General features: G+C 49.8%; 13 protein-coding genes. 10 read left to right on the top strand and 3 right to left on the bottom strand.

Features of this window, described 5'->3' with window-relative positions; translation table 11 throughout:
* Positions 1-6: 6 nt before the first annotated feature.
* From A4G20_08135 to A4G20_08120, 4 genes are all read left to right on the top strand, one after another.
* Entirely contained in the window at positions 7-411 is a 405-nt protein-coding gene (locus A4G20_08135; GenBank protein ID QIW16303.1) for a TonB system transport protein ExbD, read from the top strand.
* Between the two features lie 8 nt (positions 412-419).
* Positions 420-1,292: an energy transducer TonB gene (locus A4G20_08130; GenBank protein ID QIW16302.1), complete on the top strand. Its 873-nt coding sequence runs from the start codon at positions 420-422 to the stop codon at positions 1,290-1,292.
* Between the two features lie 129 nt (positions 1,293-1,421).
* Positions 1,422-1,751, top strand: coding sequence for a hypothetical protein (locus A4G20_08125; protein ID QIW16301.1), 330 nt, complete (start codon positions 1,422-1,424; stop codon positions 1,749-1,751).
* Between the two features lie 57 nt (positions 1,752-1,808).
* The gene (locus A4G20_08120; protein ID QIW16300.1) at positions 1,809-2,414 is read left to right on the top strand and encodes a recombination protein RecR; all 606 of its coding nucleotides are present in this window, start codon (positions 1,809-1,811) and stop codon (positions 2,412-2,414) included.
* A 13-nt stretch (positions 2,415-2,427) separates the two neighbouring features.
* Here A4G20_08120 and A4G20_08115 read toward each other — a convergent pair whose 3' ends face one another.
* The 3 genes from A4G20_08115 to A4G20_08105 form a co-directional block, all read right to left on the bottom strand.
* Complete coding sequence (locus A4G20_08115; protein QIW16299.1) at positions 2,428-3,519, bottom strand: tRNA preQ1(34) S-adenosylmethionine ribosyltransferase-isomerase QueA; 1,092 nt, start codon at positions 3,517-3,519, stop codon at positions 2,428-2,430.
* Between the two features lie 25 nt (positions 3,520-3,544).
* Positions 3,545-4,600, bottom strand: a complete 1,056-nt coding sequence (locus A4G20_08110) for an AI-2E family transporter (GenBank protein ID QIW16298.1) — start codon at positions 4,598-4,600, stop codon at positions 3,545-3,547.
* Between the two features lie 68 nt (positions 4,601-4,668).
* Positions 4,669-5,424, bottom strand: a complete 756-nt coding sequence (locus tag A4G20_08105) for a hypothetical protein (GenBank protein ID QIW16297.1) — start codon at positions 5,422-5,424, stop codon at positions 4,669-4,671.
* Positions 5,425-5,595: 171 nt separating this feature from the next.
* Between A4G20_08105 and A4G20_08100 the strand changes: the two genes are divergently transcribed.
* From A4G20_08100 to A4G20_08075, 6 genes are all read left to right on the top strand, one after another.
* Positions 5,596-5,838: a hypothetical protein gene (locus tag A4G20_08100; GenBank protein QIW16296.1), complete on the top strand. Its 243-nt coding sequence runs from the start codon at positions 5,596-5,598 to the stop codon at positions 5,836-5,838.
* Between the two features lie 330 nt (positions 5,839-6,168).
* The gene (locus A4G20_08095) at positions 6,169-6,990 is read left to right on the top strand and encodes an esterase (GenBank protein QIW16295.1); all 822 of its coding nucleotides are present in this window, start codon (positions 6,169-6,171) and stop codon (positions 6,988-6,990) included.
* A 102-nt stretch (positions 6,991-7,092) separates the two neighbouring features.
* On the top strand, positions 7,093-9,396 hold the full coding sequence (locus A4G20_08090; protein ID QIW16294.1) for an RNA-binding transcriptional accessory protein: 2,304 nt from the start codon (positions 7,093-7,095) through the stop codon (positions 9,394-9,396).
* Between the two features lie 57 nt (positions 9,397-9,453).
* On the top strand, positions 9,454-10,071 hold the full coding sequence (locus A4G20_08085) for a threonylcarbamoyl-AMP synthase (protein ID QIW16293.1): 618 nt from the start codon (positions 9,454-9,456) through the stop codon (positions 10,069-10,071).
* A gap of 260 nt (positions 10,072-10,331) precedes the next feature.
* Positions 10,332-11,174: a 23S rRNA pseudouridylate synthase gene (locus A4G20_08080; protein ID QIW16883.1), complete on the top strand. Its 843-nt coding sequence runs from the start codon at positions 10,332-10,334 to the stop codon at positions 11,172-11,174.
* Between the two features lie 469 nt (positions 11,175-11,643).
* Positions 11,644-12,255 carry a transposase gene (locus A4G20_08075; protein QIW16292.1) on the top strand — a complete coding sequence of 204 codons (612 nt, stop codon included), beginning with the start codon at positions 11,644-11,646 and terminating at the stop codon, positions 12,253-12,255.
* Positions 12,256-12,263: the final 8 nt, after the last annotated feature.

Below are 12,263 nucleotides of genomic sequence, written 5' to 3'. Positions count from 1 at the left end.
GCAAAAATGGCATCTACAAAGAAAAGTTTTGACGAAATCAACATTATTCCCTTCATTGATATTATGTTGGTGCTCCTGGCCATTGTGCTGGTGACCGCATCCTTTATCTCGCAAGGGAAAATTCAGGTGAATGTGCCCAAGGCGACAACCACAACGGCCTTTAAGGCAGATGAGTTGGCCAAGCTATTAACCATCACCGAAAACAACGAGTTTTACTTTAACGACAAGCCTGTGACCAAGGAAGAATTGGCGACAGAAGTGGCGGCCTGGGATAAGTCCCAAAAGGTGACCTTAAAGGTGGATGCAGCAGTGGCCTTTGAGAAATTTGTTGAGCTAACCGATCTACTGGCAGCCAATGAGATCAAAAACGTGGCCATTGTCACTAAAAAAGAAAGCACCAACACCAAATAGGATACTGAATGAGTAAAAACAATTCACGAGTTGGTTTAGTGGCATCGCTTGCAGCCCATAGTGCTTTGTTTGCAGGGCTTTGGACGGCCTGGCAGGTGCCAGTGAAAACCAATGCGGAAGAACAGGTTTCCAGCATCTCTATGGAAATGGTGGCGGCCATTCTTCAGCAGGAACAGGTTGCAGTTGCTCCCGAGCCTGAACCAGAACCTGAAGTTGAGCCGGAACCTGAACCGGAGCCAGAGCCAGTGGTAGAGCCTGAGCCGATTCCAGAGCCAAAGCCAGAACCACCCAAGCCAAAAGAAAAGCCGAAGGAAAAACCAAAAGATCCACCTAAGCCAAAAGAGAAACCAAAGGAAAAACCAAAGCCTAAGGAAAAACCTAAGGAAAGAGAGAAGCCTAAGCCAAAAGAAAAGCCGAAAGAAGTGATTAAGGCCGTTGAGGTTGGCAAGGAAGCTCGCCAGGGTGTAGTGGCCAAGGCTGTGCCTGGTGCTGTTCAAGGTAAGCAAAACCAAGCAGGGGCTGTCAATGGTTCTGCCCAAGGCAAGGGGGCGACCAACCAAACTGGCGGGGCCAGTGGCGCGGCGTCAAGCAATGAAATCTCAGCCTATAAGGCCCAGTTGCAACGCGCCCTTCAACGCCGAGCCAACAGTGCCTACCCAGCCCGTGAGAAGATGATGCGTAAAACCGGTACGGTAACCCTGAGCTTTAGCATTTCGGCCTCAGGCCAGCTAGTCAATGTGTCGGTGGTCAATTCATCGGGTAACAGCAATTTGGATGCCGCCGCCGTTAAGGCCGCCCAGGCTACCAAAATGCCATCTGGCCCACCGCCAGGCTTTAGTTCAAATGTCACGGTGCCTGTCCGCTTCTCTATTGAAAACTAAGCCATAGCCCCACTTATGTGGGGTTATTTTTTGCAAAAAAGCGGCGATTTTCAACCGCTTGCTTGCGCTTGTCAGGGGGATTCAGTAGAATGCCCTGTTTTTTATTTTAGTCAATCAAGAGGTAAAACCATGTTTGGAAAAGGCGGTTTAGGCGGCTTAATGAAACAGGCTCAGCAAATGCAAGAGCGTATGCAAAAAATGCAGGAAGAAATTGCCCAATTAGAAGTAACGGGTGAATCAGGCGCAGGCTTGGTTAAAGTGACCATCAACGGGGCGCACAACTGCCGCCGCATTGAAATCGATCCATCCTTGATGGAAGATGATAAGGAAATGGTGGAAGACCTGGTTGCAGCCGCCTTTAATGATGCCGTACGCCGTGCAGAAGAGATGCAAAAAGAGAAAATGGCTGGTGTAACCGCGGGTATGAACCTGCCAGCAGGTATGAAATTTCCTTTCTAATTCCTTTTTTCTTGAAGAGGCAAGCCAAAGGTTTGCCTTTATTTTTGGATCAAATCTATGCAAACCAGTCCACTACTTGAAAACCTGATGGAAGCCCTGCGCGCCCTGCCAGGGGTTGGCCCCAAATCGGCCCAACGTATGGCCTACCACCTGCTACAACGCAACCGCCAGGGAGGCGTAAATCTGTCCAAGGCCTTGAACGAGGCCATGACCCACATCGGCCATTGCCAATCCTGCCGCACCTTTACCGAAGAAGAACACTGCACCATCTGCCAAAACCCCCGCCGTCAGGTCAGTGGCCAACTTTGCGTAGTCGAAATGCCGGCTGACATTCAGGCCATTGAACAAACAGGCCAATTTTCCGGCCGTTATTTTGTCCTGATGGGGCATTTATCCCCGCTTGATGGCATTGGCCCAAGGGAAATTGGCCTGGATCTCCTGCAAGCACGCTTAGAGCAAGAGTCCTTCCACGAGGTTATTCTGGCCACCAACCCCACTATTGAAGGGGATGCCACAGCCAACTACATCGCAGAAATGTGCCTGGCCCATAATATCAAGGTTACCCGCATCGCCCACGGCATTCCTGTCGGCGGTGAACTGGAAATGGTGGATGGCACCACCCTTTCGCATTCCTTTGTGGGCAGACGGGCTTTGAGCCTTTAAGGTACTTGGCTTCCTATTCTCGTGGCAGATCCTCCAAGGCATTCGGGTTCTTCTCAATAAACATAGCATCGCCATAGCTAAAGAAGCGGTATTTTTCCTCAACGGCGTGCTGGTAGGCCTGCATGCAGGTTTTATAGCCGGCAAAGGCGGAAACCAGCATAATCAGAGTGGACTCTGGCAGGTGGAAGTTGGTCACTAAGGCATCGACTACACGGAAGGTCTTGCCTGGGTAGAGGAAGATGCTGGTGTCTGAATAGAAGGGGGCAATGAGCTGGCCGGCTTTTTCAGCGGCCTGGGCAGCACTTTCAATAGAGCGAACAGAGGTCGTGCCTACGGCAATCACCCGCTTGCCGGTAGCCTTGGTGGCCAGGATTAAGTCCACCACCTCTTGGCTGACTTCGGCATATTCAGCATGCATTTTGTGATCTTCAATGGTGTCCACCCGCACAGGTTGGAAGGTGCCAGCCCCCACATGGAGGGTGACAAAGGCCGTTTGCACGCCCTTGGCTTGGAGCTGGTCTAGCATGGCCTGGTCGAAATGCAGGCCGGCAGTTGGGGCGGCCACTGCACCGAGCACTTGGCTGTAAACCGTTTGATAACGCTCTTGGTCGGCATCTTCATCTGGCCTATCAATATAAGGCGGCAGGGGCATATGGCCTGCGGTTTGGAGCAGATCAAAGAGCGGGGCTTCTTCCGCAAATGCCAATTCAAACAGGGCTTCATGGCGGGCAACCATGGTGGCCTTAAAGCCCTTGCCCTGGCCTAGCTTATCTTCGCCCAAGATCAATTCCGCTCCCTCTTTGGGTGCCTTAGATGCCCGTACATGGGCCAGGCAGCGGTGCTGGTCTAGCACTCTTTCCACCAAAACTTCTAGCTTGCCACCACTGGCCTTTCTGCCATAAAGGCGGGCAGGAATAACCCGGGTGTTGTTAAAGACCAGCAGATCACCTGGTTCAATATGGTCAAGCAAATCCGTAAAGTGCTGATCAGCCACTTGACCTGTTTTGCCGTCTAAATGCAGGAGGCGACTGGCCGTGCGATCGGCGGTTGGGTAACGGGCAATCAGTTCATCAGGGAGATCAAAATGGAAGTCAGAGACACGCAAAATAAGATCCTTTTACTTATCAAGTTTATTCATCGGCACTTGGCAGGGCATTCATGACGGCTTTGACCAGAGTGGCCAGCGGGATAGCAAAAAAGACACCCCAGAAGCCCCAGAGGCCGCCAAAGATAATCACGGCCACAATAATGGTGAGCGGATGGAGATTGACTGCTTCTGAAAAGAGCAGGGGAACAACCACATTGCCGTCTAGGAGCTGGCTGATGACAAAGGCCAACATGAGGTAGTAAAACTCAGGCGAAAGGCCGAATTGGAAGAGGGCAATCAGGGCCACGGGAATGGTGACCAGCACTGCCCCGATATAGGGCACCAGCACGGAAAGGCCAACGGCAACCGAGAGCAGGAGCGGGTAGCGCAGGTCAAAAAAGAGGAAGATGATGTAGGTTACAGCGCCCACAATCAGGATTTCCAAGAGCTTGCCCCGAATGTAGTTGGCGATCTGCTCCTGCATTTCCCCCCAAACACGGTTGGCCAAGCGGCGGTTTTTAGGCAGGAGCTTGCCGACCGTGTGCATAAATTGGGTCTTGTCCTTGAGCAGGAAAAAAACCATAAGCGGTACCAAGAAGGCGTAAATCCCCAGGCTGACCAGGTTCACAATGGAATTGACCGAAAAGGCCAAGAGGGAGTCGCCGAAGCCTAAGATTTTACTGCGGACACTGGTCATCAGGCTGTCTAACATGGCATAGTCAATCAGCTCTGGGTAGTGTTCGGGCAAAGCCTGCAACCAAGCGTTCAAAAGATTGAACATGGTGGGCAGGTCTTTTAAGAAAGTGGTGGTTTGGTTCCAAAGGCTGGGTAAAAGCACAATAAAGAGGAACACGCAGAGGGCAGAAAAGCCGCCCAGCACAATCAAGAGACTGAGCCAGCGGGGCATTTTTAATTGGCGCACAAGGGTCTGGATGGGCATTTCAAGCAGGTAGGCCAGGACAATGGCCACCAAAACAGGCATAAGCAAGGAGCTGAAGAAGTAGATGATGCCAAAGCCAATCAGCAAGATGCCTAGCAAGACCGCCGTTTGCGGATCGCCAAATTTTCGCTTGTACCAAATGCGTAACAGATCGAACATGGAGTTGTTTGCCTTATAAATGATAGCGCCAGCCTCTAGGCTGGTGCTGATTGTGTGGTGAAAATAAATTACTTCTGACTACAAACCGCAATAAAGCCTAATTTTTTCTCAGGATCATTAAAGGTCTTGAACATTTTTTTGAAGGTATCACGGTTTTCTGGCTTAAGGGCATTGCCGACAATCTTCATAGCCCCTAGCACCCCTTCATCATGGATCAGGCCCTTAGGCGAAAGCAAGGACATCTCGCCGCTGAAGGTTTCCACATTGCGGAAGCCGCAGCGATGGAAGGTGTCCTTCCAGCCCTGTTTGGTTAGTGGGGTCACGGTGATGTTGATGGCCTCACGCAGGTCTTGCAGCACCTGTTCAGCCTCTTCGACATTGAGCATAACATCGTGGGTTAGCAAGAAACCATTAGGCTTGAGCACCCGTAGGTATTCCCGAATGGCCTTTTCCTTGGCTTCAATGGGCAGCATGGTCAGCATGGCCTCGTTAATCACAATATCAAAACTCTCATCCTCAAAAGGCAGTTTGGTGGCATTGGCTCGTTGTACCTGAACCAGGTCTTCCACCCCATTTTCCTTGATATTGAGGCGAGCTTTTTCTAAGGCTTCTTCGTCTAAGTCAATACCAATAATCTGGCAGCCAAAGTCCTTGGCCAGTTGCACGGCCGTGGTGCCCATGTTACAAGCTACTTCCAAGACCTTTTTGTCCTTGCGGAAGTCGCCATTGGCAATCAGCCAATCGGTGGCCAGTTTGCCGCCTGGGCGTAAGCGGGTTTTACCTAAGCGAGCAAGAAAATGGTGGCCGACTTCTTCTTTTTTCATAGAAACCTCACAAATTTGTAAAAATAGGGCGAATCAAGCCCGCTTGTTGCGGGAAATGTGGCGATTATAGCAGTCTTTTCCCCCTTTCTTATATACAAAGACGAGAATTTTTGGCAAAATTGCCTCCGCCTCTTTTTATGGCGTATTTTTAATCAACAAAAGGAAATCAATATGGCAAAAGACAATGCTTATTTACATGAGCGAGGCCAGATTCAAGACTCTGCCCTCAAGGCCTTGGTCACCGACAAGCTCTTTCGCAACCGTGTAGAACGCAACCGTAAGGGCAAGGGCAGCTACCAACGCAAGGCCAAGCACCGTAAGGCTTACAGCCAGGGGGAAAACCCATTCAAAGAGGTTCTCGCAAGAATTTGTTTGAATGGGTTTTTTAATGCAAGCTATAATAGCCCCATCTAGTTGTATTAGGAGCTGTTGATAATTCAAAATAGAACAATTCCTTACTTTAGATGAGAAAGATGAAAGTGAAGTTCCTATGAGCTACTCCCCTCTTTAGCAAAGAGGGGCAGGGGGAGATTTGGCAGGAGTGAAAACGTCAGTGAGGGAATGAATAACTCTCCTACAAGATAGGAATGTTATGTATTGGCTCATCATTTATAAGCAAAAAAAGATACTGCCAAATCTCCCCTAACCCCTCTTTGCTAAAGAGGGGGATCTCATCTCCAAGTCACTAAAGATCACGACAACCGCAAATTTTACCAAATTATTAAAAGATTTTAAGAGAAAACTATGAATAATTACTACTACCTCAAAATGGAAGAACACTTCCTTTATGTGCCCTATTTCAACCAAAACCGCCGTGTGCGTGTCCTCCTGCCCAAGGATTATTACACCGAAAACTGGCAAAATTACCCGGTGCTTTATATGCACGATGGCCAAAATATCTTTTACAGCAAGGAATCCTATTCGGGCTATTCTTGGAAGATCATCCCCACCATCAAGCACCACAAGGAATTCCCCAAGATCATCATTGTCGGCATTGATAATGCGGCCGAAAAACGCCTAGACGAATACGGCCCATGGAAGACCAGCACAGGTGCTGGCACAGAATTTGCCCAGGCGGGTGGATTGGGCATGGAATACGGCAAGTGGGTGGTGGAAACCGTTAAGCCCTTTATCGACCACCACTACCGTACCAAGCCTGAACGGGAGCATACCCTCTTGGCTGGCAGTTCCATGGGCGGGATCATCACCGCCTATATGGGGGCGGCCTACCCGCAGGTCTTTGGCCATTTGGGGGTCTTTTCCCTGGCTTCTTGGTTTAGCGAGCCGGCCTTTCTAGCCTTTATGCACCAGCACCGCCTTAATCCGGCCAGCAAGGTCTTTATCCAGGTCGGTACCAATGAGGGGGATGATATTGACTCCAAGTTCATCTCCAATATGAACCAGGCCTATATCGACTGCACCCTGCACTACTATCAGGCCCTCCTACGCATGGGCCACCCGCTGGATCATATTCGGCTCAAGATTATGGCCAATGAAATCCACCACGAAATGCACTGGGCCGACCATTTTGTCGAGTTTTTGCGTTTTTCTTTGATGAATAAGTAAGATTTTTTCGGAACAATGATGGCGCAAGTGTCCACGCTTGTGCCACAACGTATTTAAGGCACCAGCCTGGAGGCTGGCGCCATCCTTGATATAGGAAGTAAAATGTCACAACTAAACCAACAAATCAGCCAACTTATTGCCGCCGAGCTAAATGTCGGCAGCCACCAAATCCTAGCTGCCATCGGCCTTTTGGATGAGGGCAACACCATTCCCTTTATCGCCCGCTACCGTAAGGAAGTGACCGGTGGCCTAGACGATACCCAACTCCGCCATTTTGAAAGCCGTCTCATTTACCTGCGGGAGCTAGACGACCGCCGCCAGACCATTCTCAAATCCATTGAAGAACAGGGCAAGCTGACTGACGAGCTCAAGGCTAAAATTGAGCAAACCCAAAGCAAGACTGAACTGGAAGATCTTTATCTCCCCTATAAACCTAAACGCCGCACCCGGGGCCAGATTGCGCTTGAAGCGGGCCTAGAACCGCTGGCAGAGGCCCTTTGGAATGAGCCGTCAAATACCCCTGAAAGCCTAGCCGCTACTTATGTGGATGCCGAAAAAGGCGTGGCGGACACCAAGGCTGCTTTGGATGGCGCCCGTTATATCCTCATGGAACGCTTTGCCGAAGATGCCGAGCTACTTGCAAAATTACGCCAATATTTAACCGCTTACGCCACTTTGGAATCCAAGGTGATTGAGGGCAAGGAGGAAGAGGGCGAGAAGTTCCGTGATTATTTTGCCCACAGCGAGCCGCTCAAAACCGTGCCTTCTCATCGGGCCCTGGCCATGTTCCGTGGCCGCAACGAGGGGATTTTATCCCTTTCCCTTAATGCCGATCCAGAGGCGGAGGAGGGTAGCCGTACCAGCCATTGTGAGGAGATTATCCGTGAGCACCTGGGCATTTTCCTCAACAATCAACCCGCCGACAGTTGGCGGGCCCAGGTGATTAGCTGGACTTGGAAGATCAAGGCCTCCCTGCACTTGGAAACCGAACTTATGGGGGCTTTACGGGATAAGGCCGAAGAAGAAGCCATTGATGTCTTCGCCCGCAACCTATCCGCCCTCTTGATGGCTGCTCCAGCAGGGGCCAAAAACACCATGGGCCTGGACCCAGGCCTGCGGACGGGGGTAAAAGTGGCCGTGGTGGATAACACCGGTAAGCTTTTAGACACAGCTACCATCTACCCACATACCGGCCGTGAAGCCGAAGCCCAAGTCACCCTTTATAAGCTTATCAAGACACATCAGGTGGAGTTGGTTGCCATTGGCAACGGCACGGCCTCCCGGGAAACCGAGCGTTTTGCCAAGGAAGTCCTCAAAGAAATCAAGGACAAGAAACCGCAAACTGTGGTGGTCAGCGAGGCAGGGGCTTCTGTCTATTCAGCCTCGGAACTGGCGGCCAATGAGTTCCCGAATTTAGATGTATCGCTTCGTGGGGCGGTCTCCATTGCCCGCCGCCTGCAAGATCCGCTGGCCGAACTGGTTAAGATCGAACCCAAGGCCATTGGGGTAGGGCAGTACCAGCATGATGTTAATCAATCCCAACTGGCTCGAAAATTAGATGCGGTGGTCGAAGACTGCGTAAATGCGGTGGGTGTGGATCTGAACACGGCCTCGGCCCCGCTCTTGGCTCGGGTGGCCGGCATGAGCAAGACCCTGGCCCAAAATATCGTGGCCTATCGGGATGAAAACGGCCGCTTTGCCGCCCGTGCCGACCTGAAAAAAGTGCCACGCCTAGGGCCAAAGGCCTTTGAGCAGTGTGCCGGCTTTATGCGAATTTTAGACGGCAAGAACCCGCTTGATGCCTCCAGCGTCCACCCAGAGGCTTATCCAGTGGTGGAAAAAATCCTCCAGGCTACGACCTTAAGCCTCAAAGAGCTGATGGGCAATGGCTCAAAAATCCACCAACTGCAAGCCAAGGACTTTGTGGACGAGCGCTTCGGCCTGCCAACCGTAACCGACATCTTCAAGGAATTGGAAAAGCCAGGCCGTGACCCACGGGGCGAATTCAAAACCGCTGTCTTTATGGAGGGGGTGGAGGAGATTTCCGACCTCAAGGCTGGCATGATCCTAGAGGGCACAGTGACCAACGTGGCTAACTTCGGCGCCTTTGTGGATATTGGGGTTCACCAAGACGGTCTGGTGCATATTTCCATGCTCTCCGATCGCTTTGTGGAAGATCCGCACCAGGTGGTCAAGGCGGGCGATGTGGTGAAAGTGAAAGTGCTGGAAGTGGATGTAGCCCGCAAGCGGATTGCGCTCACCATGCGTTTAGACGACAAGCCAGCCGAGCGGCGGGAGCGGGATGCAAGCGGTCAAAACCGCAAGCCTTTTGCCAAACCAGATCGCAAATCACAAAACTTCGGCAATAATGCCTTTGCCGATGCCCTCAAGGGCTGGAAGAAATAGTTTTTTGAGCCGAAAGGGCGTATAATTGGCTCATTCTAGCAACGTCAAGGTGGCATTATGAGCCAATTATTTTATATTCACCCAGAAAACCCTCAACCCCGCCTGATCAAGCAGGCGGTGGATATCATCAAACAGGGTGGCGTGATTGTCTATCCAACCGACTCGGGCTATGCCCTGGGCTGTGCCATCGGCGAGAAACAGGCCATGGACAGGATTGTGGCCATCCGCAAACTGCCTGAAAATCACAATTTTACCCTGGTTTGCAGCGACTTGTCCGAGCTGTCCACCTATGCCTTGGTCAATAACCAGGCCTACCGCCTGATTAAAAATAATGTGCCTGCTGCCTACACCTTTATTTTGCCGGCCACCAAGGACGTGCCCCGCCGCCTCATGACCAAGCGTAAAACCATTGGCTTGCGGGTGCCAGATAATGCCATTGCCTTGGCTCTCTTGGCGGCCTTGGGCGAGCCGATTTTATCCTGCTCGCTTATGTTGCCTAATGAAGAGATTACCCAATCAGATCCAGATGAAATCCATGATGTGCTGGCCCATCAAGTGGATTTGGTTATTCACGGTGGCTACTTGGGTCAAAGCCCAACCACAGTGATTGACTTGACTGGCGACAGCCCCGAGATTATTCGGGTGGGATCGGGTGATCCAAGTCCATTTAACTAACAAATTGATGGCGCCAGCGTCCACGCTGGTGCCTTTTATAAGCACCAGCGTGGACGCTGGCGCTATCTTTATTAGACGCTTGTGAAAGCGACAAAGGAAGCTTAATGAAAACATTTCAAACCAAACAGACGGCCAACAAGCGGTCTGAAAACCTAAAAAACTTGCAAAAAGGCCCAAGCCAAACCGCCAAGCCCCTTGCAAAAAAAGCCCCAAAACCGACCGCTTTAAGCAGCGAACAGGCCGATAAGCCCGCCAAGGTTGTGGGCGAAAAGCTCCAGAAAGTCCTGGCCCGAGCAGGCCGAGGCTCTCGCCGTGAGTTGGAGGAGATCATCAGCCAAGGGCGGGTTAGTGTGGATGGTAAGATTGCCAGCCTGGGCGACCGTGTCTTGGTCAGCTCCAGCACCAAGATTCGGATAGATGGCGAACTCATCAACCTCATCCCAGCCCAAAAGGAAATCTGCCGGGTGCTCATGTACTACAAGCCAGAGGGCGAACTTTGCACCCGATCCGACCCTGAAGGCCGAGCCACCGTTTTTGACCGCCTGCCTCGTTTAACGGGCGCCCGCTGGATTGCAGTCGGCCGTTTGGACATTAACACATCAGGCCTGCTGCTTTTCACGACAGACGGGGAATTAGCCAATCGTTTGATGCACCCAAGCCGTGAGGTGGAGCGGGAATATTCTGTGCGGGTGTTCGGGGAGGTGGATGAAGCCATGCTTCAACGCCTGCGTAAGGGCGTGCAGCTAGAAGACGGCCCAGCCAACTTCAAGCAGATCAAAACTGTAGGCGGCACAGGCCTCAACCAATGGTTTGATGTCACCCTAACCGAGGGCCGTAATCGTGAAGTCCGCCGCCTGTGGGAGTCGCAGAATATTCAGGTCAGCCGTTTAATTCGTATCCGTTACGGAAACATCAAGCTAGATAAGGGCCTGCCACGGGGCGGCTGGGAGGAAATGCCGCTAGAGCAGGTCAATTACCTGCGGGAGCTGGTCGGCCTCAAGCCTGAAACCGAAACCAAGGTGGATGTCACCAAAAACCGCCGCCGCACCAATATTCATCAGATCCGAAAAGCGGTGAAACAGCATAATAAGTACCGTAAATAGGCAAATGCCCAAGTGAGAGCTTGGGCATTTGGCTTATGTAGATAGTGTTGATAAAATTTGCGGTTGTCGTGATCTTGGCATATAGGACAAAATAGTTGGTAAAAAGTGGCTTAAAGCCTTATAGTACAAGGCTTTAAGCCCTCTTTTTGAAATATGCACAAAAAACTGTCCTTTCTGCCAACATTCCCCGATCCAGAAGTATGGCAAACAAAATAATGTACAGCGTTACAAATGTCTTAGCTGTAATAAAACATTTACCTTTAAGAATAAATTAGATCCTGAAAAAATTTGGCTTGATTATTCATCTGGAAAACAAACACAAGTACAGTTAGCAGAAAAATATTCTTGCTCTTCTCGAACTATTCGAAGATATTTAGAGAAGCACCCTAAATCCTCCTTAAATAAACCTCAAAATACATACTTGAACTTAATTATTGATACAACATTCTTTCACCGAGATTTTGGTGTAATGGTGTTTATTGATAGCTCTACAAAAAAGGTGGTTTATCACCAAATAGTCAAAACAGAAAAAGATATCTATTACAAGAAGGCCATGAACCGTTTAAGGGAAAGAAATTATATTATTCAATCAGTTACCTGTGATGGGCGTAGAGGCCTCTTAAAAGATTTGTTCAATACACCAACACAGATGTGTCAGTTTCATCTTGTAGCAATCGTAATGAGGGCATTGAGAAAGAAACATCAATCACATGCAGGAAGAGAATTAAAAAGTATTATTAAGACGCTTAAAACCAGCTCTAAAAATGAATTTTATTTAAAAATATATGAATGGAAGAGAAAACACCAGGAGTTTTTAAGTGAACGGTCAGATAAACCAAATGAAAAAGGGAAATACCCTTATAAACATCGAAGTGTAAGAAGTGCTGCTGCGAGTATTAAGCGTTATTATGAATATATTTTTACTTATGAGAAATATCCTGAATTAAATATTGAAAAGACAACAAATAGGATTGAAGGTTTATTTAAGGAACTAAAAGACAAATTACGTCCGCACAGCGGTTTAACAAGAAAGCATAAGATCTTGTTTATACAGGACTTTTTGAACAAAAAGAGTTGGTAAGGATCTGT

This window comes from Pasteurellaceae bacterium RH1A (assembly GCA_012221805.1).
GTDB lineage: Bacteria > Pseudomonadota > Gammaproteobacteria > Enterobacterales > Pasteurellaceae > RH1A.
Note: the sequence above shows the minus strand (reverse complement) of the source record. Positions and strands in the feature narration are given on the sequence as shown.